The sequence below is a fragment of the Phreatobacter sp. AB_2022a genome (genome assembly GCF_026847585.1).
Taxonomy (GTDB): domain Bacteria; phylum Pseudomonadota; class Alphaproteobacteria; order Rhizobiales; family Phreatobacteraceae; genus Phreatobacter.
This window is the reverse complement of record NZ_JAPSET010000011.1, coordinates 104,158-128,742: the sequence shown is the minus strand read 5'-3', so window position 1 is coordinate 128,742 and position 24,585 is coordinate 104,158. Positions and strand designations below refer to the sequence as shown.

The 24,585-nt window shown below is 68.2% G+C and carries 26 protein-coding genes; 21 read left to right on the top strand and 5 right to left on the bottom strand.

The features are described 5' to 3' along the window. Positions 1-113 precede the first annotated feature (113 nt). From tkt to OZ671_RS10500, 3 genes are all read right to left on the bottom strand, one after another. The gene (gene tkt / locus OZ671_RS10510; RefSeq protein WP_268860713.1) at positions 114-2,111 is read right to left on the bottom strand and encodes a transketolase; all 1,998 of its coding nucleotides are present in this window, start codon (positions 2,109-2,111) and stop codon (positions 114-116) included. A gap of 206 nt (positions 2,112-2,317) precedes the next feature. Further along, positions 2,318-3,304: a tripartite tricarboxylate transporter substrate binding protein gene (locus tag OZ671_RS10505; protein WP_268860712.1), complete on the bottom strand. Its 987-nt coding sequence runs from the start codon at positions 3,302-3,304 to the stop codon at positions 2,318-2,320. A 35-nt stretch (positions 3,305-3,339) separates the two neighbouring features. Further along, positions 3,340-4,209 (bottom strand): fumarylacetoacetate hydrolase family protein, encoded by an 870-nt coding sequence (locus OZ671_RS10500; protein WP_268860711.1) that lies wholly within the window; start codon positions 4,207-4,209, stop codon positions 3,340-3,342. A gap of 314 nt (positions 4,210-4,523) precedes the next feature. Here OZ671_RS10500 and OZ671_RS10495 point away from each other — a divergent pair, with 314 nt between their 5' ends. The 5 genes from OZ671_RS10495 (at position 4,524) to OZ671_RS10475 (ending at position 8,939) form a co-directional block, all read left to right on the top strand. Continuing rightward, positions 4,524-4,814, top strand: a complete 291-nt coding sequence (locus tag OZ671_RS10495) for a DUF4164 family protein (RefSeq protein WP_038310118.1) — start codon at positions 4,524-4,526, stop codon at positions 4,812-4,814. Positions 4,815-5,003: 189 nt separating this feature from the next. Further along, positions 5,004-5,378 carry a cell division protein ZapA gene (locus tag OZ671_RS10490; RefSeq protein ID WP_268860710.1) on the top strand — a complete coding sequence of 125 codons (375 nt, stop codon included), beginning with the start codon at positions 5,004-5,006 and terminating at the stop codon, positions 5,376-5,378. Between the two features lie 214 nt (positions 5,379-5,592). Then, the gene (locus OZ671_RS10485) at positions 5,593-5,877 is read left to right on the top strand and encodes a hypothetical protein (protein ID WP_268860709.1); all 285 of its coding nucleotides are present in this window, start codon (positions 5,593-5,595) and stop codon (positions 5,875-5,877) included. A 381-nt stretch (positions 5,878-6,258) separates the two neighbouring features. Then, positions 6,259-7,962 (top strand): 30S ribosomal protein S1, encoded by a 1,704-nt coding sequence (gene rpsA / locus OZ671_RS10480; RefSeq protein WP_268860708.1) that lies wholly within the window; start codon positions 6,259-6,261, stop codon positions 7,960-7,962. Between the two features lie 149 nt (positions 7,963-8,111). Beyond that, positions 8,112-8,939 carry a crotonase/enoyl-CoA hydratase family protein gene (locus OZ671_RS10475; protein ID WP_268860707.1) on the top strand — a complete coding sequence of 276 codons (828 nt, stop codon included), beginning with the start codon at positions 8,112-8,114 and terminating at the stop codon, positions 8,937-8,939. 33 nt (positions 8,940-8,972) lie between these two features. Here OZ671_RS10475 and OZ671_RS10470 read toward each other — a convergent pair whose 3' ends face one another. Further along, complete coding sequence (locus OZ671_RS10470) at positions 8,973-9,644, bottom strand: transglycosylase SLT domain-containing protein (protein WP_268860706.1); 672 nt, start codon at positions 9,642-9,644, stop codon at positions 8,973-8,975. A 209-nt stretch (positions 9,645-9,853) separates the two neighbouring features. Between OZ671_RS10470 and OZ671_RS10465 the strand changes: the two genes are divergently transcribed. From OZ671_RS10465 to OZ671_RS10445, 5 genes are all read left to right on the top strand, one after another. Beyond that, the gene (locus OZ671_RS10465) at positions 9,854-10,492 is read left to right on the top strand and encodes an MBL fold metallo-hydrolase (RefSeq protein WP_268860705.1); all 639 of its coding nucleotides are present in this window, start codon (positions 9,854-9,856) and stop codon (positions 10,490-10,492) included. 242 nt (positions 10,493-10,734) lie between these two features. Beyond that, positions 10,735-11,808 (top strand): lysylphosphatidylglycerol synthase transmembrane domain-containing protein, encoded by a 1,074-nt coding sequence (locus OZ671_RS10460; protein ID WP_038310105.1) that lies wholly within the window; start codon positions 10,735-10,737, stop codon positions 11,806-11,808. A 78-nt stretch (positions 11,809-11,886) separates the two neighbouring features. Further along, complete coding sequence (locus OZ671_RS10455) at positions 11,887-12,462, top strand: NADPH-dependent FMN reductase (protein WP_268860704.1); 576 nt, start codon at positions 11,887-11,889, stop codon at positions 12,460-12,462. Between the two features lie 2 nt (positions 12,463-12,464). Continuing rightward, positions 12,465-13,175, top strand: coding sequence for an orotidine-5'-phosphate decarboxylase (pyrF, locus tag OZ671_RS10450; RefSeq protein WP_442957070.1), 711 nt, complete (start codon positions 12,465-12,467; stop codon positions 13,173-13,175). An 89-nt stretch (positions 13,176-13,264) separates the two neighbouring features. Next, positions 13,265-13,579: a hypothetical protein gene (locus OZ671_RS10445; RefSeq protein WP_268860702.1), complete on the top strand. Its 315-nt coding sequence runs from the start codon at positions 13,265-13,267 to the stop codon at positions 13,577-13,579. A gap of 9 nt (positions 13,580-13,588) precedes the next feature. On the opposite strand, the gene OZ671_RS10440 is transcribed toward OZ671_RS10445, so the two are convergent. Then, complete coding sequence (locus OZ671_RS10440) at positions 13,589-14,089, bottom strand: MarR family winged helix-turn-helix transcriptional regulator (RefSeq protein ID WP_268860701.1); 501 nt, start codon at positions 14,087-14,089, stop codon at positions 13,589-13,591. A 43-nt stretch (positions 14,090-14,132) separates the two neighbouring features. Here OZ671_RS10440 and OZ671_RS10435 point away from each other — a divergent pair, with 43 nt between their 5' ends. The 11 genes from OZ671_RS10435 (at position 14,133) to OZ671_RS10385 (ending at position 24,558) form a co-directional block, all read left to right on the top strand. Further along, the gene (locus OZ671_RS10435) at positions 14,133-15,044 is read left to right on the top strand and encodes an alpha/beta fold hydrolase (RefSeq protein WP_268860700.1); all 912 of its coding nucleotides are present in this window, start codon (positions 14,133-14,135) and stop codon (positions 15,042-15,044) included. Between the two features lie 157 nt (positions 15,045-15,201). Continuing rightward, positions 15,202-16,170, top strand: coding sequence for a signal peptide peptidase SppA (gene sppA / locus OZ671_RS10430; protein WP_268860699.1), 969 nt, complete (start codon positions 15,202-15,204; stop codon positions 16,168-16,170). 49 nt (positions 16,171-16,219) lie between these two features. Continuing rightward, a complete protein-coding gene (gene ihfB, locus OZ671_RS10425) occupies positions 16,220-16,501 on the top strand; it encodes an integration host factor subunit beta (protein ID WP_038310099.1) in 282 nt (93 codons plus the stop codon). Between the two features lie 28 nt (positions 16,502-16,529). Further along, a complete protein-coding gene (locus tag OZ671_RS10420) occupies positions 16,530-16,901 on the top strand; it encodes a LapA family protein (protein WP_268860698.1) in 372 nt (123 codons plus the stop codon). A gap of 6 nt (positions 16,902-16,907) precedes the next feature. Then, positions 16,908-17,867, top strand: coding sequence for an ornithine cyclodeaminase family protein (locus OZ671_RS10415; protein WP_268860697.1), 960 nt, complete (start codon positions 16,908-16,910; stop codon positions 17,865-17,867). 214 nt (positions 17,868-18,081) lie between these two features. Next, positions 18,082-19,347 carry a beta-ketoacyl-ACP synthase II gene (gene fabF, locus OZ671_RS10410; RefSeq protein ID WP_268860696.1) on the top strand — a complete coding sequence of 422 codons (1,266 nt, stop codon included), beginning with the start codon at positions 18,082-18,084 and terminating at the stop codon, positions 19,345-19,347. A gap of 86 nt (positions 19,348-19,433) precedes the next feature. After that, a complete protein-coding gene (locus OZ671_RS10405; RefSeq protein ID WP_268860695.1) occupies positions 19,434-20,114 on the top strand; it encodes a phosphoribosylanthranilate isomerase in 681 nt (226 codons plus the stop codon). Beyond that, positions 20,111-21,328 (top strand): tryptophan synthase subunit beta, encoded by a 1,218-nt coding sequence (gene trpB / locus OZ671_RS10400; RefSeq protein ID WP_268860694.1) that lies wholly within the window; start codon positions 20,111-20,113, stop codon positions 21,326-21,328. Before OZ671_RS10405 ends, trpB begins: the two co-directional genes overlap by 4 nt. Continuing rightward, entirely contained in the window at positions 21,325-22,161 is an 837-nt protein-coding gene (gene trpA / locus OZ671_RS10395) for a tryptophan synthase subunit alpha (protein WP_268860693.1), read from the top strand. Before trpB ends, trpA begins: the two co-directional genes overlap by 4 nt. A 112-nt stretch (positions 22,162-22,273) precedes the next feature. After that, positions 22,274-23,146 carry an acetyl-CoA carboxylase, carboxyltransferase subunit beta gene (gene accD, locus OZ671_RS10390; protein ID WP_268860692.1) on the top strand — a complete coding sequence of 291 codons (873 nt, stop codon included), beginning with the start codon at positions 22,274-22,276 and terminating at the stop codon, positions 23,144-23,146. Between the two features lie 95 nt (positions 23,147-23,241). Beyond that, positions 23,242-24,558, top strand: a complete 1,317-nt coding sequence (locus OZ671_RS10385; RefSeq protein WP_268860691.1) for a bifunctional folylpolyglutamate synthase/dihydrofolate synthase — start codon at positions 23,242-23,244, stop codon at positions 24,556-24,558. Positions 24,559-24,585 lie beyond the last annotated feature (27 nt).

Sequence of the window (24,585 nt, the reverse complement as noted above, 5' to 3'; positions counted from 1 at the left end):
GTTGGCGGGCAGCGAACGCGTCCGCCTCAATTCCTCAATCCGCACCGGACCTGATGCCCGATTGTGACTTCCCGAGGGCTTTCGGCCCCCCGAACGGATGAATCTGGCGCGGCTCAGCCGACCCGCGCCAGCGCCGCCTCGGCCACCGCCTCAGCGGTAATGCCGAAATGCCGGTAGAGTTCCTTGTACGGCGCCGAGGCGCCGAACCCGGTCATGCCGACGAAGATGCCGTCGGGGCCGATCAGCGCGTCCCAGCCCTGGCGGACCGCCGCTTCGATCGCAATCTTGACCGGCGCGTCGCCGACGACCTTGGCGCGCGCCTCGGCCGGAAGGCTCATGAACAGATCGAGCGAGGGCACCGAGACGACACGCGCGCGCACTCCCTTTTCGGCCAGCAGCTTGCGGGCGCCGACAGCGATCTCGACCTCGGAGCCGGTCGCGAACAGCGTCACCTGGGCCTTGCCGCCTTCGGCGCCGAACAGTTCGTAGGCACCCTCGGCACTGCGATTCGTCTTCACCTCGGTGCGCAGCTGCGGCAGGTTCTGGCGGGTCAGCGCCAGAACGGTCGGGCCGTCCGTGCGGTTCAAGGCGAGCTCCCAGCACTCGGCCACTTCGACAGCGTCGGCGGGACGGAACACCCGCATGTTGGGGATGGCCCTGAGCGCGGCGAGATGCTCGACCGGCTGGTGGGTCGGGCCGTCCTCGCCGAGGCCGATGGAATCATGGGTCATGACGTAGACGACGCCGGTGCCCATGAGCGCGGCGAGCCTCATGGCGGGCCGCGCATAGTCGGTGAACACCAGGAAGGTCGCCCCGTTCGGTGCGAAGCCCCCATGCAGCGCGATGCCGTTCATGGCGGCGGCCATGCCGTGCTCGCGAATGCCGTAATGGATGTAGCGGCCCTTGGGGGTCTTGGCCGAAAAGGCCACGGCCGATTTGGCCTTGGTGTTGTTGGAGCCGGTGAGGTCGGCCGAACCGGCCAGGAATTCCGGCATGGCCGGGACGATCGCCTCGATCGCGAGCTCGGACGATTTGCGCGTGGCGATGTTCTGCGGCTGGGCGATCAGCGCCTTCTTGTGGGCGGCCAGCGCCTTGGCCAGCTTGGCCGGCCGCTCGCCGCGGAGGCGACGTTCGAGCTCGGAACGCTTCTTGGCCGGCAGCGCCGCGATCCGCGCTTCCCATTCCTTGCGGGCCGCGACGCCGCGACGCCCCACCTCGCGCCAGGCGGCGAGGATGTCGGCGGGAACGTTGAACGGCTCGGGGCCGATGCCGAGCTTTTCCTTGGCCGCCTTCAACTCGTCGGCCCCCAGCGGCTCGCCATGGGCCTTGGAGGTGCCGGCCTTCTTCGGCGCGCCATAGCCGATGACCGTCTTGCAGGCGATCAGCGTCGGCTTGCTCGACTTCCTGGCGCGCTCGATCGCCGCGGCGATGGCGTCCGGATCGTGGCCGTCGATGCGTTCGGCACGCCAGCCGGCGGCCTGGAACCGTTTCACCTGGTCGACGCTGTCGGCGATCGACAGCGGGCCGTCGATGGAAATGTCGTTGTCGTCGAACAGCACGATCAGCTTGTTCAGCTTCCAGTGCCCGGCCATGGCGATCGCTTCCTGCGACACGCCTTCCATGAGGTCGCCGTCGGAAGCGATCACATAGGTATAGTGGTCGACGGCCTTCTTGCCGAATTCGGCGGCCAGCATCTTCTCGGCAAGCGCCATGCCGACCGAGGTCGCGATGCCCTGGCCAAGCGGGCCCGTGGTGGTTTCGACGCCGCGGGTGACGAAATTCTCCGGATGCCCCGGCGTCTTCGAGCCGAGCTGGCGGAACCGCTTGATCTCGTCGAGGGTCATTTCCGGCGCGCCGATCAGGTAGAGCAGCGCATAGATCAGCATCGAGCCGTGGCCGGCCGAAAGCACGAAGCGGTCGCGGTCGGCCCAGCCGGGCTCGGCGGCGTCGAATTTCAGGAACCGGCTGAACAGCACCGTCGCGATGTCGGCCGTGCCCATGGGCATGCCGGGATGGCCCGACTTGGCTTGCTCGACGGCATCCATGGCCAAGGCGCGGATCGCATTGGCCATGTGCCGGAGTTTGTCTCGCGAGGCGATTTCAGACGGCATTGGATCACGGCTCCTCGCCCCGCGCCCGACGATTTTGACCCAACGGACGCGCGGCCGGTTGAAAAAGGCCCCGAAAGATCACCATTTCGGGTGCAGGCGCGTGTCCTAGCAGCGGAGCGCCTTGAGTCAATGCCCTGCGTCAGGACAGTGCCACGCGTTTCGGCGCATTCGGCTGCTTGCTGGACCGAATGGCCGCAAAAAGCCGTTCAACCACCCTCCACGCGGCCGATTTTCTTCACAGCCGCGATCAGCCGCGCCGAATCGGCGGCGACGAACCGGGCAAAGTCCGGCGCGTCGAGATAGGCGGGCGGACTGCCGGCCTTGTCGAACACGGCCCGGACAGCGGGATCGGCCATCGTCTGGCGCATCGCCTCGCGCAGCCGCGCGAGCACCTCCGACGGCACGCCGGCCGGCGCGAACAGGCCGGCCCAGATATAGAACTCGACATCGGCATAACCGAGTTCCCTGAAGGTCGGCGTATCCGGGAAGCTTGGCACCCGCTCGGCGCCGAAATTGGCGAGCACGCGCACCGTGCCGGCCTCGACCTGCGGCTTCAGCACGCCGGGCGCCGAGGCCAGCGCATGGATGTTGCCGGAGATCAGGTCGGTCAGGGCTGGTCCCGCGCCGCGATAGGGAATGTGGTTCAGCCGGATGCCGGCATTGGTGGTAAACATTTCCATCGAGACATGCAGCGTGCCATAGGGCCCCGACGATCCATAGGGGATCAGGCCCGGACGCGCCTTGGCATCGGCGACCAGTTCGGCGACATCGCGCCAGGGCGCCTTGGCATGGACCGCCAGCACGGTCGGATCGGCCAGCACCCGGGCGACCGGCACGAGCTGATCCACCTCATACTGCACCGGCCGGCCCATCAGCCGATCCGCCTCGGGCAAGACCGCCAGCGACGACAAGGTCATCAGCAAGGTGTGACCGTCGGGCTGCGCGCGCACCACCGCCGTATTGCCGATTGCTCCGCCGGCCCCGCCCCGGTTGTCGACGACAACCGGCCGGCCGAGGATGCGCTCGAGCGACTGGGCGACCGGGCGGGCGGCCAGATCGCCCTGCCCGCCCGGCGGAAACGGCACGACCATGCGGACGGTCTGCGATGGCCAGTCGGCCTGCGCACGGGCCGCTCCGGCCCTGGCAAACAGCGGAAAACCGGCCAAGCCGGCCATGACGTGACGACGATCCATCAGGTCCCCCAACCCGTTGACGCGATCCGGCGGCCTCAGGCCACCGGGTTCTCCAGCCGGCCGATGCCGGCGATCTCGATGGCGACCACGTCGCCGGCGGCGAGATATTTCGGCGGCGAGAAGCCGATGCCGACGCCGACCGGCGTGCCGGTGGCGATCACGTCGCCGGGCTCGAGCGCGATCACGGACGAGATCGTCTCGATCAGCGTTGGAATGTCGAAGATGAGGTCGGCCACCAGCGCGTCCTGGCGCAGCTCGCCGTTGACCCAGGTCTTCAGCGTCATGCGGGCGGGATCCGCAACCGCGTCGGCGGTCAGGATCGCCGGGCCCATCGGGCAGAACGTGTCGATGCCCTTGCCGATCAGCCACTGCCGGTGCTTCTGCTGCAGCGTCCGCGCGGTGACGTCGTTGACGATCGTATAGCCGAAGACATGCTTCATCGCCTCGGCCTTGGCGATGCGCCGGCCGCCGGTGCCGATGACGACCGCGAGCTCGCCTTCGTAGTCGACCGAAGCGGTCGGATCGAGCGACCCGAGAATGGTCTCGCCGGGCCCGATGACCGCACTGGGCGGCTTCGAAAACACCACCGGCGCCTCGGGCACGATTTCCTTGGCCGTCGAGTCGAAGCCGCTGCGGGCGAATTCCTTGGCGTGCTCGTGATAGTTCTTGCCGACGCAGAAGATATTGCGGCCCGGGCGCGGGATGGGCGCCAGCAGACGCACCGTCTCGCGCGCCACCGGGGCCTCCAGATGCGCCTCGATGCCGGCACTGAGCTTGGCCCAAGCGGTAATGGCGGCCAGCATGGAGGGCGCCGCGCCGCTCGCGAGCGGCCGGACAGACGCGCCGTCCTCGCTCAAAATGGCGACACGCCGCTCGCCTTTGACTTCGATGGTCGCAAGCCGCACCGATATTCTCCTCAATCGATTGCAAGATGAGACAGGTGTTCTAGCGGGGAATGGACGACATCGCCATGGCGCAGAACGCATCGCGGCGAGGCGCCGCAGGCAGGGCGATTCGCGGCAGCGGCCGCAACGGCAGCGGACGGACAAGGCCCGCGCCGGCCCGGCCGGACAATCCGGAAGACAAGCGATATGGCGGAGTTGCGCGGGTTCCGGTCATCGACCGTTGACGCTGTTTGACCCCCTCGCGTAGGGTCGGGCAGCACATTCACGGGCGTCGTCACCGTCGCTCACGGGCACATCGCACGGCAGGTTCGCGTTTGTCATCCACGGCCGACCCTTCGCGCCTCGAGGCGGCGGCTCACCGCCTGAAGTCAGCGCTCGCCGCGCTGGAGACGGCGGTGGCACGGCGGATCGAAGGCGATCTCAGCCCCGATGCTCTCACCCTGCAGCTCAACGCGGCACAGGCCGACAGAACGCGGCTCGCCGAAGAGCTCGATCAATCGGCCGAGCGGATCGCCGCCCTCGAAGCCGCCAACCGGGACGTCGCCGCGCGTCTCGACCAGACGATGGATGCGATCCGTTCGGTCCTTGCGACCCACCAGCTTTAGACGCGGCAAGCGGGCTACGAGGCTTTGGCATGAGACCAGTCGGATCGGCACGGCCGGTGAGCGGGACGAATGGCGGCGGAGCGGCCGGCGCGTCGCCGGCGCGGCACGCGCTCCGGCCGGCACCGCGGAGACCAGAACCGGCCCCATCATGGCGGGCGCCCCGCTCCATTGCGTTTGGACCTTAAGCCCATGGCTCATGTCAACGTGACCATCAACGGCCGCCAGTTCCGCATGGCCTGCGACGACGGCCAGGAGGACCATCTGCACAACCTCGCAGCCGAGGTGAATGCCAAGGTCGAGCAGCTGAAGGGGGCCTTCGGAGAGATCGGCGATACCCGCCTCACCGTCATGGCCGCCATCATGACCGCCGACGAGGTCGTCGACATGCGCCGGCGACTGGAGAGCGCGGAAGCCGAGCTCACCGAGCTGCGCGAAAGCCGTGGGCAGCTGCAGGCGCGCGCGGAGGCACGCGAAACCTCCATCGCCAGGGCGCTGGACGAGGCCGCCGCGACCATCGAGCGTGTCGTCGGCCAGCTCAACGCCTCGCCGCGCGCGGCGAGCTGAAGCGGCGCGGCCCATGCGGCCGTAACCGCCGCTTTACCATTGCCCGCCGCGGCCTGCGGACAAGACCTGCGACATTCGCCCGGCGCTTCGGCGCCGCTGTTGCGCCGGCCGGCGCGCCCCTCTAGAGCCGGTGCGGCGGCGTGACGATTCGAGGCTCGGCGGAGTCCCGGCGACACGGTTCTCGCCTGACGGTCGACTTCGCCCCGGAGACGGCATGACCACGATGCAAGACAGCGCCACCCCTCTGGAGCTCGATCTTGTCGAGGCCGGACCGGACCAGCCGCGGCAGCCGTGGGGCGTGTTCCTCACCCGCCCCGACAAGGGCAGCCGGGTGGAACCGAAGCTCGAGGCGCGCGTGACGATGTATGCCGACCGCTCGCGTTTCTTCGTCACCTATCCGAACGGCCGCGAGGAGATCCTGTCGTCCAGCCAGTTCGTCGCGCTCGTGCTCGAATTGAAGCGCTCCGGACGTTTCCTGTTCGACCGTAAAATGCGCTGAACGGCGCCGCGCCGCCCTTGCGGGCGGTTTTGCTTGTCCCCACATGGGTTTTCATGTATTGCCCCGGTCATCTGCGGGTCGGCTTCCGGCCGAGCCCGCCGGTGTGCCGGGCGGCCAGCCGTTCCGGGACAGGCCTTTCCAGGGTTTGTTTGTTCAGCGTCCACGCCGTGGCCCCCGACGGGCTGCCGCCTCAGGACGGAGCACGTTCCGGCACCGGCCGCGGCCCGCGAACCGATATCTCACCACCGTCATCCGTACGGGCTGCGCCCACTGAGCCGATTGCGGCCAGTGTCGGACGCGATGTCAGCCCCTCGTCCGACCCGGACGGAACCGACGGCTTTTTTCAACCCGGCGCAACAACGGGCTCGAGGACAGACACGTATGGCAAGCGCCACCAGCATGAACCCCACGCGCGACGATTTCGCCGCGCTGCTCGCCGAAAGCTTCGGCAAGACCGAAATGAACGAAGGTTCCGTCGTCAAGGGAACCGTGGTCGGGATCGAAAAGGATCTCGCCATCATCGATGTCGGCCTGAAGACCGAAGGCCGCGTCGCGCTGAAGGAATTCACCGGCCCGGGCCGCGAAGGCGAGATCAAGGTCGGCGACGTCGTCGAGGTCTATCTGGAGCGCGTCGAGAATGCGCTCGGCGAAGCCGTCATCTCGCGCGACAAGGCGCGCCGCGAGGAAAGCTGGGTCAAGCTGGAAAAGGCCTTCACGGCCAATGAGAAGGTCACCGGCACGATCTTCAACACGGTCAAGGGTGGCTACACCGTCGATCTCGACGGCGCCGTGGCCTTCCTGCCGCGCAGCCAGGTCGACATCCGTCCGATCCGCGACGTCGGCCCGCTGATGAATTCGCCGCAGCCGTTCCAGATCCTGAAGATGGACCGCCGCCGCGGCAATATCGTCGTGTCGCGCCGCACCGTGCTCGAGGAAACCCGCGCCGAGCAGCGTCACGAGCTCGTGCAGAACCTCGAAGAGGGCCAGATCATCGACGGCGTGGTCAAGAACATCACCGACTACGGTGCGTTCGTCGACCTCGGCGGCATCGACGGCCTGCTGCACGTCACCGACATTGCCTGGCGCCGCGTCAACCATCCCTCGGAGGTTCTTGCGATCGGCCAGACCGTCAAGGTCAAGATCGTCAAGATCAATCACGAGACGCACCGCATCTCGCTGGGCATGAAGCAGCTGCTCGACGATCCGTGGCAGGGCATCGAGGCCAAGTACCCGATCAACGCCAAGTTCAAGGGCCGGGTCACCAACATCACCGACTACGGCGCCTTCGTGGAGCTGGAGCCGGGCATCGAGGGCCTCATCCACGTCTCCGAGATGAGCTGGACCAAGAAGAACGTCCATCCGGGCAAGATCGTCTCCACCTCGCAGGAAGTGGAAGTGTCGATCCTGGAGGTCGATTCCTCCAAGCGGCGCATCTCGCTGGGCCTCAAGCAGACCCTGCAGAATCCGTGGGAAGCCTTCGTGGAGAAGTTCCCGATCGGCTCTGTCGTCGAGGGCGAGGTCAAGAACAAGACCGAGTTCGGCCTGTTCCTCGGCCTGGAAGGGGACGTGGACGGCATGGTCCACCTCTCCGACCTCGACTGGAACCGTCCGGGCGAGCAGGTGATCGAGGAATTCAAGAAGGGCGACGTGATCCGCGCCCAGGTCCTCGACGTCGACGTGGAGAAGGAGCGCATCTCGCTCGGCCTGAAGCAGGTCGGCGGCGATCCGTTCGCTGACGCCGGCGAGCTGCGCAAGGGCCAGATCGTCACCTGCGAAGTGATCGACGTGAAGGAAGGCGGCATCGACGTGAAGCTGACCGGCACCGATCTCTCGACCTTCGTGAAGCGGTCGGAGCTCGCCCGCGACCGCGCCGACCAGCGTCCCGAGCGCTTCGCCCCCGGCGAGAAGGTCGATGCCCGCGTCGTCATGTTCGACCGCAAGGCCCGCAAGGTCCAGGTGTCGATCAAGGCGCTGGAAGTGGCCGAGGAGAAGGAAGCCATGGCCCAGTACGGCTCGGCCGACTCGGGCGCCTCGCTCGGCGACATCCTGGGCGCCGCCCTCAAGGCCCGCGGCGAAAAGAAGTAATCCGGACGGGCCCAGCCCAGCCGCCATCACCAGGCCCCGCGCGGAGCGATCCGCGCGGGGTCTTTTTTTGGCGCGCCTGCCCGCCGATCGGCCCACTGGCACGGCGCTGGCGATGCGCCGATGATCGCCCCCTGCCAGGGAGGAGACCGATGGCCGCTGAACTCAGCCAGACCTTCAACGAGCGCGTGCATGTCGCGCTGGCCGACGGCGTCGCCGACGTCCGGCTCGCCCGGCCCGACAAGCTGAATGCGCTCGATGCCGGCATGTTCGATGCGCTGGTCGCTGCCGGCGAGGCGCTGACGCGCCAGCCAGGCCTCAGGGCCGTGGTGCTCTCGGGAGAAGGCAAAGGGTTCTGCGCCGGGCTCGACATGAGCCTGTTCCAGTCGATGGCCTCGGGCGGCGGCGTGCTGGGCGACCTCAAGGCACGCAGCCACGGGCCGGCCAACCATGCCCAGCACGCGGTTCTCGTCTGGCGTTCGCTGCCCGTGCCGGTGATCGCCGCGGTGCACGGCGTCGCCCTCGGCGGCGGCCTGCAGATCGCGCTCGGCGCGGACCTGCGCTATGTCGCGCCGGATGCCCGCCTGTCGGTCCTGGAGGTCAAGTGGGGTCTGGTGCCGGACATGGCCGGAATGGCGCTGATGCGCCAACTCGCCCGCGCCGACGTGGTGCGCGAACTGACCCTCACGGGGCGGATCTTTTCGGGGACCGAGGCCTTGGCCCTCGGTTTCGCCACCGCCGTCCATGACGACCCGCATGCCGCCGCGCTCGCGACGGCGCGCGAGATCGCCGGACGAAGCCCCGATGCGGTCAGGGCCGCCAAGCGACTCCTGAACCTGTCGGACGATGCCGGCTTGGCTGCCGTGCTGCAGGCCGAGTCCGACGAGCAGAGCGCGCTGATCGGCTCGGCCAACCAGATCGAAGCCGTGCTCGCCGGGGTGGCGAAGCGACCGGCGGACTTTCGCGATCCGCCGGTCTGACCGGGCGGCGGTGCGCCCGGCCTTCGCCAACCGTCAGAGGCTCGCCATCACCCGGGCCACCGCGTTGGAATAGGCGGTGCGGGTGCAGGACGAGGCAAGGCCGCGGTTGTGCAGGGCGGCGGCGCCCATGCTCGTGCCACAGCGCTGATAGGCGATCGCCAGGTGCCGCATGCCCCATTCGAGGCCGGCGCCGCAGGAATTCAGCGCCGAGATCGGTCCGGTATAGCCAAGGCCGCGTGCGGTCGCCGGCTTGATCTGCAGCGGGCCGAGCTCGCCATGGCGGCCGACGGCCTGGCAACGCAGGCGGCTCTCGACGCGCGCAACCGCCACGGCGAAGCGCGCCGGCACCCCATGACGGGCAGCGACTTCCGCCACCCGGCGGGCGACGCCCGAGGTCATTTCGATGGTTTCGGCATTGCCGCGGACCCGCGCGGTGCGGATGGCCGGCGCTGCCGCCGCCGCGGGCTGGCGGGCGGTCGCCGTGCGGGCGGCGAACATGGCGGCCCAGGACATGTCCTGGCTGTAGACTTCACTGGCTTTGGTTGGACTGGAGATTGATGCGAAGGCTGCAATTGCTGCAAAAAAAGCCATACGAGTTGAAAGGCGGCGAATAGCCGCGCTTTTAATGATCATGATTTCTTGTTTCCCAAGTAAAAGCCGGCGTGCCTTTTTGTTGACACAAGCAGCGGCATTCCCGTCATTCAACCCTGGCGATCACTTCATTGACGCAGGGGCATGCTTTGATCTGGTACGGGACCAAGGCGGCGGCTTATATTCACAAAAATTTTGCGACGCAATAATTTTATAGCCTGACAGGAAACCGCGATTCGGGCGGCTCCTGCGGCAACGCCCAGCGCGGCCGTAGCCGGGGCGGCCGATCCGGGCTAAACACGGCCGGCCACAGGAGCTGCCGCATGTCCAACCTCAAGGTCGCCATCGTCCCGGTCACGCCATTCGAGCAGAACGCCTCGATCATCTGGGACACGGAAACGATGAAGGCGGCGATCGTCGATCCCGGCGGCGACCTGCCGCGGCTGATCGCGGCGGCGAAGGAATTGAAGGTGACGCCGGAGAAGATCCTGATCACCCATGGCCACATTGATCATGCCGGCGGCGCGGCCGAACTCGCCGAGACGCTGAAGATCCCGGTCGAAGGCCCGCATATCGGCGACAAGGCGATGCTGGAAGGCCTGCCGGCGCAAGGGCAGAAGTTCGGCATCGACGGCGTGCGCAGCCTCACTCCCGACCGCTGGCTCGCCGAGGGCGATACGGTGACCGTCGGCAATCTGAGCTTCGACGTGCTGCATGTGCCCGGCCATGCGCCGGGCCATGTCGTCTTCGTGCATCAGCCGTCCGAATTTGCCCTCGTCGGCGACACGGTGTTCCAGGGCTCGGTCGGCCGGACCGACCTTCCCGGCGGCGACCATGCGCTGCTGATCAAGGGCATCAAGGAGAAGCTGCTGCCGCTCGGCGACGACTTCGCCGTCCTGCCCGGCCACGGCCCGGCCACTACGCTCGGCCGCGAGAAGGCAAGCAATCCGTTTCTGGTCTGAGCAGGACCGAGGCCCCTTCCAGTGGCTGCGGCAAAGGCGCGCGGCCCCCGCCCAACACCGCGCGATGGCCGTCTTGCCGCCGTGATTGTGTCATCCAAGGGTTGTATCGTCAGCTGCTATCCGCAGTTCCCCTCATGTTTCCAGACATTTCTCGACATATCGATGAAACAGTACATCTGGTACTTGCCAAGGGCGGGTGCGCAGGGGTCTTTTCGCGCCAGAACACTTGATCGGAACCGTCCTTGTTTCAGACCCTCGTGACTTTCGTCCGCGATCGCATCGGCTTCAAACGCGTCGTGCTTGCCGTGTCCCTGGCCATGCTCGCCGTTGCCGTCTACGTGCTGTTCCACAAGCTGAAGAACATCAACTGGTCGAAGGTTCTGACGGCCATCACCGAGATCGGCCCGAGCACGCTGATCGTCGCCGGCCTGTTCACGGCGGCCGCCTATCTGACGCTGACGGTCTATGACTATTTCGCCACCCGCACGATCGGGCGCGACGACATCCCCTACCCGGCCTGCGCCATCGGCTCCTTCACCAGCTATTCGATCGCCCACAATCTCGGCGCCACCGTCTTCACCGCCGCCGTGGTGCGCTACCTCGTCTATTCCCGCTACAAGATCACCGCGCCCGACGTCGTGAAGATCTGCTTCATTGCCGGCCTCACCTTCTGGCTCGGCAATGCCACCGTGCTCGGGCTCGGCTTCGTGCTGGAGCCGGAGGTGGTGACGCCGGTCGTGCAGGGCTTCGGCATCGGCGGCAGCACCGTGCAGATGGTCGGCTTCGGGATCCTCGCCGCGCTCGCCGGCTGGCTCATCTTCGTCAGCCAGCCGCGCCAGTTCGGCCGCGGCGCCTGGGTGATCAAGCTGCCCAATGCCAAGCTGACGGCCCTGCAGATGGTCATCGGCATCGTCGACCTGTCCTGCTGCGCCGCCATTCTCTATGTCCTGCTCATGGCCATGCCGCATGCGCCGGAAGCGAGCTTCCAGGCCGTGGCGGTCATCTTCTGCGCCTCGATGCTGCTCGGCTTCGCCACCCACGCGCCGGGCGCGGCCGGCGCCTTCGAAGCCACCCTGCTGATTGCCCTGCCGCCGCTCGGTTTCCGACCGGAATCGGTCGTCGCCGCGTTCATCCTGTTCCGTCTCTACTATTTCATCGCCCCCTTCCTGCTGGCCCTGACGCTGCTTGCCGTGCGCGAGCTGACGAGCGGCAACCGCTCGCTCGACCATCTGAAGGAAAGCATGGCGGCGATCCGCGCAGCCGAAGCGAGCCAGGAAGCGGCCAAGCACGCCCCGAAGCCCGGGCCGGCCGAATAGGCGCCGGCGGGCAAGCCGGTAGCGGCCCCGCGCGACAGCGGCTAGAAAGGCGCAGTTCACCTGCCCTTCGAGGTCGCCATGCCCCGTATCCTGGTCTTTGCCGGATCGATCCGCTCTGGCTCGTTCAATGCGCGACTGGCCGCCCTCGCCGCCGCCGAGCTCGCGCGGCTCGATGCCGAGGTCACGCATATCTCGCTCGCCGACTATCCGATGCCGATCTATGACGGCGACCTGGAGGCCGATTCCGGCCAGCCGGACAATGCGCTGAAGCTGAAGCGCCTGTTCTGCGCCCACCAGGGCATCTTCATCGCTGGCCCGGAATACAATGCCGGCGTCACCCCGCTTCTGAAGAACACCATCGACTGGGTGAGCCGCGTGCGCGAGGCCGGTGAACCGCCGCTGGCGGCCTACCGCAACCGCGTTTTCGCGCTTGGTTCGGCCTCGCCCGGCGGCTATGCGGGGATGCGCTCGCAGATCGCCACCCGCCAGTCGCTGGAGCTCGGCTGCGGCGCCCACATGATCCCGGAAACCTGCGCGGTACCCGCCGCGCACCAGGCCTTCGACGAGGCCGGCAATCTGAAGGACGAGCGCGCCCGCGCCAGCCTGATCGCCTGCTGCAAGTCGCTGGTCGAGAAAGCGAAGGCCTACTCATGAAACTGACCAGCAACCAGGATCCGCGTACCAGGCTGTTCGTCGCCCTCGACCTGCCGGGCCTCGCCGAGGCCGAGCGGCTGGTCGAGCGGCTCGGCGACACCGTCACCCACTACAAGATCGGCTATCGGCTGGGCTATGCCGACGGCATCGCCTTCGGCCGGGCGCTGGCCGCGGCCGGCAAGACGATCTTTTTCGACCTGAAGCTGCACGACATCGACAATACGGTGCGCGAGGGCGTGGAATCGATCGCCCGGACCGGCGCACACTATCTCACCGTGCACGCCTATCCGCAGACGATGAAGGCGGCGGCGGCCGGTCGCGCCGGCTCGCATCTCAAGCTGCTGGCCGTGACCATCCTCACCTCCTGGAACGACCTCGACTGCGCCGAGGCTGGCTACGCCGGCACGGTCGAAACCCTGGTGCGCAACCGCGCCAAGCAGGCGGTCGCCTGCGGCATGGACGGCATCGTCTGCTCGGCGCAGGAGACGCGGCTGCTGCGTGTCGCGGGGATTCCCGAAACGATCGAGCTGGTCACGCCGGGCATCCGGCCGGCGGGGTCCGCGACCGGCGACCAGAAACGGGTGGTAACACCGGCCGAGGCCATTTCCGGCGGCGCGGACCGTCTCGTCGTCGGACGGCCGATCACCGCCGCCGCCGACCCTGCGGCATCGGCGCGGGCCATCCTTGACGAGATCGGCGTGGCGCTCGGCTGAACCTCATGGCATGATTGGCGCTGCCATCATGACTTGAACCCTGAGCCGGCGGCCACCATCTGGCCGACGGTGCGGACACGAGGCTATGAATGACAAGACCTGAAGACCGGCGCAGGCCGGGCCGTTTCCCAACGACCTTGACCGGCATTGTCGGACTGATCGGCGGTGCCTTCCTTGCGATCTTCATGTTCATCCAGCTCCGCTCGGCCTGGAACAACGGCGTGGTGCTGATCGGGCCCGCGGGGCCGAATGCATGGGATCTCGACTACGAGATCGAGCCGCTGAGCTATATCGTCGCCATGGCGGCGCTCTATCCCGCCGCCATCGTCTGCGGCGTCGGCATCGCGCTGGCCAGTTGGCTTCTGCTCACCGGCAACCGCAAGGACGTGCGGCGCGACGAGTGAGCGTCCGCCTCATCCGCCACGGCGCGCGGCCTTGAGCGTCTGATAGATGCGGCTCATCGCCGCCTCCACCTGTGCGGCCTCTTCCGGTGGACCACCGGCCATCATCGTGTCGAGGATGCCGGCATGGGCCGCCAAGGCCCGCTCCGCCAGCGCCGCGCCGGCCTCGGTCAATCCCAGGCGCCGGACGCGACCATCGGCCGCGTCCTTCCCGCGCAGCACGAAGCCCCGCCGCTCCAGGTCGGGCAAGGTCATGCTGACCGCGCTCTTGCCGACCAGCAGCCGCTCCACCAGTTCGCTTTGCGTCAGCCCGGGATGGCGCGCGAGATTGGCGAGAATGTCGTATTGCGACAGGCTGAGGCCGAGCGGCTCGAGCGCTCCCGCCATGGCCGCCTCGCAGGCGCGATGCGCCCGGATCACCGCGAGCCAGGAGGCAAATCCCGGAACGTCCCAGGGGCGCCGCGGGGCACCACCTTGCCTTTCGTTCAGCGTTGAACTATTTTGTTCAGACATGAACTAATTCTAGCCCGGCGCCCCGGCCCGGGAAAGAGGCACCATGAAGCGACTGGCCCTGACCGCCATGCGGACCGGCTTTCAGCTCGGCAGCGCCGTCGCGCCGCGCACCACCGGGCGGATCGCGCTCGGACTGTTCCGCCGCCCTTTCGATCCCATGGGCCCCAATCCGCGCAAGGCGCAGGTGATCGAGGCCGGCCGGGCCCGCTTCGCGGCAGCCGAGAGCCACCGCATCCGCCATGGCAGCGGCCATGTCCAGGCCTATCGTTTCCTGCCCGATCCGGCGCTGGACCGCGGCCAGACGATCGGTCTTGTCCATGGCTGGGCGAACCAGGCCTATTTCATGCGCGCCTTCATCGATGGCCTGACCGCGGCCGGCTTCCGCGTTGTGGCGCTCGACCTGCCCGCCCACGGCGATTCGACCGGCCGCGAAACCGATCCGCTCGACGGCGCCCGCGCGCTGCAGGCGGTCGCGACGGCGCTCGGCCCCTTCGACGGCCTGGTCGGCTATTCCTTCGGCGGCTCCGTCACCGCCTTCGCGGTCGAAGGACGACGGCCGCTGACGGCCGGCCTTGCCGTCAAGCGCCTCGCATTCGTCTCCGCTCCCGATGCGATCGTCGACATCACCCGCCGCTTCGGCGCCCTGACGGGGCTCGGCAAGGCCGCGCAGTCGGCATTCGAACAGGTCCTGACCAAGCGCAGCGGCCGTTCGATCGACGAACTCAACGTCTCCAGGATCATCGCGAAGCTCGACCTGCCGATCCTGATCGTGCACGCCCGGGACGACCGCGAAATCCCCTTCAGCGATGCCGAAGCCCTGGCACGGGCAAACGCGATGACCCGCTTCCTGCCGGTCGACGGACTCGGACATCGCCGCATCCTCTATGCGCCCGAAGTCGTCGCGGCCGTCTCCGACTTCATGCAAGGCCTGGAAAATCCTCGCTTTCCGCAGTGATCGGCGGCGCTTTCGGCAAGCCCGTGGCAAAGCTGTCGCACGGGTGCGGCGCGGCTTGCGCTTGCGCCGGGCTGTCCGCGGGGCTACCTGAACGACAGCCGGGCGGCGACGCCCAAGTTTCAGCGAGACGTCTTTCGACGAGACTTCGGAGCCCGCCATGCCGCTCGACACCGACGCCGTGCTCGATCGCCGCCAGTTGCGCCGCAAGCTGACCTTCTGGCGTGTGGCGGCCGGCCTGGTTGCGATCGCCGGGCTGGCTGCCGTCGGCTTCTTCGGCGCCCGCAGCGCCGGCTATTTTTCCGCCCGTCATGTCGCCCGCATCGAGGTGAAGGGGCTGATCACCCAGAACGACGAGATGCGTCGGATGATCGAAGCGATCGGGCGCGACGACAATGTCCGCGCGCTGGTGGTGAACATCGACTCGCCCGGCGGCACCGTGGCCGGATCCGAGGCGCTCTATCGCGCGTTGCGCGAGGTTGCCGCCAAGAAGCCGACCGTCGCGGTGGTCGACGGCATGGCGGCATCCGGCGGCTATATCGCCGCGATCGCCACCGATCACATCGTATCCCGCGAGACCTCGATCACCGGCTCGATCGGCGTCATCGTGCAGTTTCCCAATGTCGTACAGCTGCTGCAGAATGTCGGCGTAAAGGTCGAAGCGGTCCGCTCGACGCCGCTGAAGGCGACCCCGAGCGGGCTGGAGCCGACGAGCCCGGAAGCACTGGCGGCGCTACGAGAAATCGTCACCGACAGCTATCAGTGGTTCCAGCGCCTCGTGAAGGAGCGCCGCGGCCTCGACGACGAACAGCTGCGCCTGGCGTCCGACGGACGGGCCTTTTCCGGTGTCCGCGCCCGCCAGATGCGGCTGATCGACACGATCGGCGGCGAGCCGGAAGCCCGCGGCTGGCTGGCCGACCGCGGCGTATCGCGCGACCTCGCCATCCGCACCTACCGGCCCGCACGCCGCGGCTCGCTGCCCTTCGTCAATGCCGTCGCGGCGGCCGTGGTCGACGCCGTCGGCCTCAGCGACCTGGGCGAACGGCTGCGCGCCTCGGCCATCGTGGCCGGCATCGAACGCTCGGCGCTTGACGGCCTCCTGGTCGTCTGGCAGCCTCCAACCCCATGATCCATTTCATGAAATTCAACCGGGGACGTGCCTTGCGCGCGCATCGTCGATGATCAAGTCCGAACTCGTGCAGAAAATTGCCGAGCAGAACCCGCAGCTCTACCAGCGCGATGTCGAGAACATCGTCAATGCGATCCTCGACGAGATCGTGTCGGCGCTGGCGCGCGGCGACCGGGTCGAGTTGCGCGGCTTCGGGGCTTTTTCGGTGAAAGCCCGCGCCGCCCGGGTCGGTCGCAATCCGCGCACCGGTGCACATGTGGCGGTCGAGGACAAGGTCGTGCCCTTCTTCAAGACGGGCAAGGAAATGCGCGAGCGGCTGAACCGGGTTTAGCCGTGGAACCGGCTGAAAGGCGTCCGGCATGATCAAGAGCATCGTCAACTGGCTGGTCCTGGTGCCCGTCGCCATCGTCGTGGTGGTGCTGGCCGTGGCCAACCGGACGCCGGTCACTTTTTCGCTCGATCCGTTCTCGCGCGACATGGCGGCTGCGGCCGTGACCGTGCCGCTGTTCGTGCTGGTTCTGGCCGCCGTCGCGCTCGGCGTGCTCATCGGCGGCATCGTCTCCTGGTTCAAGCACAGCCCGCAGCGCCGGCTGGCCCGCAAGGCCGAGGCCGACCTCGCCGCCGCGCGGGCCGAGATCGAACGCCTGCGCGCGGAGATCGCCCGGGCCGGCGGGACACCGCCCGTCTCGCACGGCGGTCCCCTTTCCTTCTTCGGCCGCCCGGCCGCGTGAGCTGACATGCGCATCATTTCTGCCGCCGACATTGCCGGCCTCCTCACCCATTCCGCGCTGGTCGATGCCCTCGGCGAGGCCTTCCGCACGGAGATCAGCGTACCGCTGCGCCACCATCACCGCATTCCGCAGGCCGACGGCTCGCCCGAGGCCATGCTGCTTCTGATGCCGGCCTGGACGGCGAGTGCCGGGCGGCAGTTCGTCGGCACCAAGATCGTTTCGGTCTACCCGGGCAACGGCGCCCGCAACCTGCCGGCGATCTACGGCAGCTACATCCTGTCGAGCGGGGAGACCGGCGCGCCGCTCGCCGTGCTCGACGGCACCGAGCTGACCGCCTGGCGCACCGCCTGCGCCAGCGCCCTCGCCGCGCGCTCGCTTGCCCGCAAGGATGCTGTCCGGCACGTGATGGTCGGCGCCGGCGCGCTCGCCCCGCATCTCATCCGCGCCCATGCCGCGGTTCGGCCGATCCGCCATGTCGCGGTGTGGAATCGCTCGCGCGAACGCGCGGCTCACCTCGTCGAAGGGCTGAAAGGCACCCTGCCGGGCGTCACCCTCACCGTTGCGAGCGATCTCGAAGGAGCCGTGCGCGAAGCCGATATCGTCTCCTGCGCGACCATTGCGACCAATCCGGTCGTTTCCGGCGACTGGCTGAAACCGGGAGCGCATCTCGATCTCGTCGGCGGCTACACCCCGTCCATGCGCGAGACGGACGATGCGGCGGTCCAGCGCGCCAGCCTGTTCGTCGACACCCGCACCGGTGGCCTCCACGAGGCCGGCGACATTGTCGACCCGATCCGGCGCGGCGTGATCACCGAGGCCGACGTCAAGGCCGACCTGTTCGATCTCTGCCGCGGCAAGCATCCCGGCCGCGGCGCCGACGACGAGATCACCCTGTTCAAGTCCGTCGGCACGGCGCTCGAAGATCTTGCCGCCGCCATGCTGGTCTGGCGCTCACTCGACCGCTGAACGATGAGCGCGCGCGGCCGCATGTGCTATAGGGGCAAGGGCCCGGCCGGCCGCCAGCCGCGGCCTTTGCGGCTTGCCAGATGCCGGCGCCCCGGCTATGCGGCTGTCTCGATGACGCCGACCGACGACCCGACCGCGGATCATCCGGCCATGCCCATGCCTTGCGGCAGGGACTGGCGGCCGATCCGCCGATCGCCTGCCCCGGGAGCCTGAGATGCGCCGTATCGTCGTCACTGGACAGGGCCTCGTTTCGCCGCTCGGCTGCGGCGTCGATCTCGCCTGGTCGCGCCTCACGGCCGGCCGCTCGGGAATTCGCGCGCTGCCGGAGGCGATCGCGGCCCAGTTGCCGGCCAAGATCGCCGGCCTGGTTCCGGACCGCCAGCAGGATCCCGAGGGCGGATTCGACCCGGACCGCGCGGCGCCGCCCAAGGACCAGCGCAAGATGGATCGCTTCATCCTGTTCTCGCTGCTAGCGGCGGAAGAAGCGATCAATCAGGCCGGCTGGGTCGCCGAAACGCCGGCTCAGCAGCATCGCACCGCGACCATCATCGCCTCCGGCATCGGCGGCTTCCCCGCCATGGTCGAAGCGGTCCGGACCGTCGACACGCGCGGCGTGCGCCGGCTCTCGCCGTTCACCGTGCCCTCCTTCCTGGTCAATCTCGCTGCCGGCCAGGTTTCGATCCGCCATGGCTTCAAGGGACCGCTGGGCGCGCCGGTGACCGCCTGCGCGGCCAGCGTCCAGGCGATCGGCGATGCCGCACGCATGATCCGCGCGGGCGAGGCCGACATCGCCCTGTGCGGCGGCAGTGAAGCCTGCGTCGACGTGGTCAGCCTCGGCAGCTTCGCCGCCGCGCGGGCGCTCTCGACCAGCTTCAACGACACACCGGAGCTTGCCTCGCGCCCGTTCGACAGCGACCGCGACGGTTTCGTCATGGGCGAAGGCGCGGGCATGCTGGTCATCGAGGCTCTCGATCACGCCCTTGCGCGCGGCGCGACGCCGATCGCCGAACTCGTCGGCTACGGCACGTCGGCCGACGCCTATCACATCACCTCCGGCCCGGAGGACGGCGACGGTGCCCGCCGCTCGATGGAGGCTGCGCTGGCGCAGGCGGGCCTCACGCCCGCCGACATCCAGCACCTCAACGCCCATGCCACCTCCACGCCGGTTGGCGACCAGGGCGAACTCGAAGCCATCAAGACCCTGTTCGGCCGCGACAAGCGCGTGGCGGTCACCTCGACCAAGTCGGCGACCGGCCACCTGCTCGGCGCGGCCGGCGGGCTGGAGGCGATCTTCACCATTCAAGCCCTGCGCACCCAGACGGTGCCGCCGACCCTCAACCTCCACAATCCCGATCCGGCCGCGGAAGGCGTCGACCTCGTCGCCCGCACCGCCCGCCCCATGGCGCTCACCCATGCCATGTCGAACGGCTTCGGTTTCGGCGGCGTCAATGCCAGCGTGATCTTCAAGCGCTGGGCGTGAGCCGCGGGCGGGACCGGCCCCCGCGAGGAGCCGACGCCCGCGCCTGGGGCACTGGCGCGCGCTCGCGGCAGTCTCTAAATAGCCGCATGCCCTTGCTGGTGAAGATCTGCGGGATCACGACGATGCCCGCCATGGAAACGGCGCTCGACGCCGGCGCCGACATGGTCGGGCTGGTGTTTTTCGAGAAGAGCCCGCGCAATGTCTCGCTCGCGACCGCCTGCACCCTGTCGGGCCGCACCTGCGGGCGGGCCGGCGTCGTGGCGCTGACCGTCGATCCGAGCGACGATTTCCTCGCCGACGTGATGGCCAATCTCAAGCCGGACCTCATTCAGCTTCACGGCGCCGAAACGCCCGAACGGGTCGCCGACATCAGGCAGCGCTTCAAGGTCCGCGCGATGAAGGCCATCGGCGTCGCCGAAACCGCCGATCTCGCGCCCGTGCCGGCCTATGCCGCGGTTTCGGAGCTGATCCTGCTCGACGCCAAGCCGCCGAAGAGCGAAACTGCCCTGCCCGGCGGCAACGGCCTGACATTCGACTGGCGCCTGGTCGCCGGCCTTGACCCCGGACGCCCGGTCATGCTTTCCGGTGGCCTCGATCCCGCGAACGTCGCCGATGCGATCAAGCTGACCCGTCTTGGCGGCGTGGACGTCTCGTCCGGCGTGGAAAGCGCCCCCGGCGTCAAGGATCCGGTGAAGATCAGGGCCTTCGTGGCCGCCGCACGCCAGGCCGCGGCCGAGATGGCGGCCGGCGCAGGAGACAAGCGATGAACAGCCAAGTCAAACCGAATTCCTACCGGTCCGGTCCCGACGACCGCGGGCGGTTCGGCGATTACGGCGGCCGCTTCGTCGCGGAAACGCTGATGCCGCTGATCCTGAACCTCGAAAAGGCCTATGCCGAGGCCAAGGCCGATCCGGCCTTCGCGGCCGAGATGTCCGGCTACCTCAAGCACTATGTCGGCCGGCCGAGCCCGCTCTATTTCGCCGAGCGCCTGAGTGAGCACCTCGGCGGCGCGCGCATTTACCTCAAGCGCGAGGAGCTGAACCATACCGGCTCGCACAAGGTCAACAATGTGCTGGGCCAGATCATGCTGGCGCGCCGGATGGGCAAGAAGCGCATCATCGCCGAGACCGGCGCCGGTCAGCACGGCGTTGCGACCGCGACGCTGTGCGCCCGCTTCGGCCTGCAATGCGTCGTCTATATGGGCGCTGTCGACGTCGAGCGGCAGGCCCCCAACGTGTTCCGCATGAAGATGCTGGGCGCGGAGGTCGTGCCGGTCCAGTCGGGCGCCCGCACGCTCAAGGACGCGATGAACGAGGCTCTGCGCGACTGGGTCACCAATGTCGGCGACACCTTCTACTGCATCGGCACCGTCGCCGGCCCGCACCCCTATCCCGGCATGGTGCGCGACTTCCAGTCGATCATCGGCAACGAGACGCGCAGCCAGATGCAGGAGGCCGAAGGGCGGCTGCCCGACAGCCTCATCGCCTGCATCGGCGGCGGCTCCAACGCGATCGGCCTGTTCCATCCCTTCCTCGACGACCCCGGCGTCGAGATCTACGGCGTGGAAGCGGCCGGGCACGGCCTGACCAAGCTGCACGCGGCATCGATCGCCGGCGGCCGGCCCGGCGTGCTGCACGGCAACCGCACCTATCTGCTGATGGACGAGGACGGCCAGATCCAGGAGGCTCATTCCATCTCCGCCGGGCTCGACTATCCCGGCATCGGGCCTGAACATGCCTGGCTCAACGATACCGGGCGCGTCACCTATCTCTCGGCGACCGACGACGAGGCGCTCGCCGCCTTCCAGCTGCTGTCGAAGATCGAAGGCATCATCCCCGCGCTCGAATCGGCCCATGCGCTCGCCAAGGTCGCCGAGCTCGCCCCGCAAAAGCCCCGCGACCACCTGATGGTCGTCAATCTCTCCGGTCGCGGCGACAAGGACGTCCCGCAGGTCGCCGAAATTCTGGGAACCAAGCTGTGAGCACCCGCCTCGACACCCGCTTCGCCGATCTCGCGCGCGAAGGCCGCGCCGGCCTCGTCACCTATGTGATGGCCGGCGATCCGGACCGCGAAAGCGCGCGCTCCATCCTCAAGGCCCTGCCGGGGGCCGGCGCCGACGTGATCGAATTCGGCATGCCCTTCACCGATCCGATGGCCGATGGCCCCGCCGTGCAGGCCGCCGGCCTGCGTTCACTCGCCGGTGGCCAGACGCTGAAGAAGACGCTCGAGGACATCGCCTGGTTCCGCCAGGGCGACCAGACGACCCCGATCGTGCTGATGGGCTACTACAATCCGATCTATATCTACGGCGTCGAGGCCTTTCTCGCCGATGCCAGGGCTGCCGGCATCGACGGCCTGATCGTCGTCGACCTGCCGCCGGAAGAAGATGACGAGCTCTGCCTGCCCGCGTTGAAGGCCGGCCTCAACTTCATCCGGCTGGCGACCCCGACGACCGACGACAAGCGCCTGCCGACCGTGCTGAACAACACGTCGGGCTTCGTCTACTACGTCTCGATCACCGGCATTACAGGCATGGCGACGCCGAACTTCGACCAGACGGCGCAGGCCGTCGCCCGGATCAAGCGCCATACCGCACTGCCCGTGGCGGTCGGCTTCGGCGTCAAGAATGCCGACCATGCCGCGGCGGTCGCCCGGAGCGCCGATGCCGTGGTCGTCGGCTCGGCCATCGTCGATACCGTCAAGGCCTCGCTCGACGGCTCCGGCAAGGCGGGACCGCGGACCACCGAGGCCGTCGCCGAGCTCGTCGCGGCGCTGGCCGCCGGCGTGCGCGGCGCCCGGCGCGCCGCCGAATAGCCGCAGCCGGAAGCGGCGCCGCCTCGCGGACGCCGCACCGCCCTCCTATATTGGTGCCGCCCACCGCCCGTGGCGGCCGTCTGGCCGGAACAACAAGGTATCGGACCCTGCCATGAACTGGATCACCGACGTCCTTCCCCCCAAGATCCGCTCCTTCCTGAAGCGCGATACGCCGGAAAACCTCTGGATCAAGTGCCCGGAAACCGGCCAGATGGTGTTTCACAAGGACCTGGAGAGCAATCTCTTCGTCATCCCGGGCTCGGGCGTTCATATGCGCATGGGCTCGACGGCGCGGCTGAAGTCGGTCTTCGACAATGGCACTTGGTTCGACGTGCCGCTGCCCGAGGTCGCGCTCGATCCGTTGAAGTTCCGCGACGAGAAACGCTACGTCGACCGCATCAAGGATGCCCGGGCGAAGACCGGCATGAACGATGCGATCAAGGTCGGCTACGGCAAGCTCGAAGGCCTCGCGGTCACGGTCGCCGTGCAGGACATGGACTTCATGGCCGGCTCGCTCGGCACCGCTGCAGGCGAAGCCATCGTCAAGGGCATGATGACCGCCGTCGAGAAGAACACGCCCTTCATCATCTTCACCGCGTCGGGCGGCGCGCGCATGCAGGAAGGCATCCTGTCGCTGATGCAGATGCCGCGCACGACGGTGGCGGTGCAGGCGCTGCGCGACGCCAGGCTCCCCTATATCGTGGTCCTGACCAATCCGACCACCGGCGGCGTGACCGCGAGCTATGCCATGCTCGGCGACGTGCATCTCGCAGAGCCCGGCGCGCTGATCGGCTTCGCCGGTCCGCGCGTGATCGAGCAGACCATCCGCGAGAAGCTGCCCGAAGGCTTCCAGCGCTCGGAATATCTCAAGGATCACGGCATGGTGGACATGGTCGTTCACCGGCACGACCTGCGCGCAACGCTCGCCCGCCTCTGCCGGGTCCTGACCAAGACGGCGCCCGCCGGCGAAGCCGAGGCCGCCTGACATGATTGCCGTCGCCGGAGCGCGCCAGCAGAGCGCCGGCGGCTGAACTCCAGTCCGTCCAGGACGGCGCAATCCGGCCCGCGAGCATGTCCGCCATGACCCCCATCGACGCCATCCTGGAACGGCTGACCAAGCTGCATCCGAAGCTGATCGACATGTCGCTCGACCGGATGCACCGCGTGCTGAAGGCGCTCGGCAATCCCGAACAGCACCTGCCGCCGGTGATTCACGTGGCCGGCACCAACGGCAAGGGATCGACCACTGCCTTCGCCCGCGCCCTGCTCGAGGCCTCCGGGCGCACGGTGCATGTCTATACCTCGCCGCATCTGGTGCGCTTTCACGAGCGCTACCGCATCGGTCGCCCGAGCGGGGGGCGGATCGTCGACGACGAGACGCTCGCCGCGGTCCTGCTGGAGGTCGAGCGGCTGAACGGCGGCGAGCCGATCACCCAGTTCGAGATCACCGCTGCCGCCGGCTTTCTCCTGTTCGCGCGCAATCCGGCCGATGCCGTGATCCTCGAGGTCGGTATGGGCGGCCGGCTCGACGCGACCAATGTCATCACCCGGCCGGCCGTCACCGTCATCACCCCCGTCTCGATGGACCATGCCGACTATCTCGGCGACACCGTCGCCAAGATTGCGGGCGAGAAGGCGGGCATCCTGAAACGTGGCCGGCCCTGCGTCGTGGCGCGGCAGACACCGGAAGCGCTCGCCGTCATCGAAGCCATGGCGGCGAGCCAGCGTGCCAGGCTCCTGGTCTCCGGCCTCGACTGGGTCTCGCGCGAGGAGAACGGCCGGTTCGTCTACCAGGACGAGGACGGCCTGATCGATGCCGCCCCGCCGAAGCTGATCGGCGCCCACCAGTTCGAAAACGCCGGCACGGCGATCGCCGCGGTGAAGACCGCGGGCTTCTCGCTCAACGCAGCGGACATCGAGCGCGGCCTGACCACCGTGGAATGGCCGGCGCGGCTGCAGAATCTGACCAAGGGCCGGATCGCCAAGGCCCTGCCGGCGCAGTGCGAGGTCTGGCTCGACGGCGGCCACAATCCCGGCGGCGGCGAGGTGCTGAGCGAAGCGGTCCGGCGGATGGCCGCCCGCGATCCCCGGCCGCTGGTGATGATCATCGGCATGATGTCGACCAAGGACCCGCGCGGCTTCCTGGCGCACTTCACCGGGCTGAACCCCACAGTGTTCACCGTGCCGTTCAGCCATCCGGCTGCGCTGACGGCCGACGATCTTGCCGCGGCGGCCCGCTCGATCGGGCTCGACGCCACTGCGACCGGCAGCCTCGCCGAGGCGCTGGCCGCCGCATCGGCGCTTCCCTCCGGTCCCCTGCCGCCGCGGGTCCTGATCACCGGCTCGCTCTATCTCGCCGGCGATGTCCTCGCCGAGGATGGCTGGCAACCGCACTGACGGCCGGCCCGATGCCGGCATGCCCAT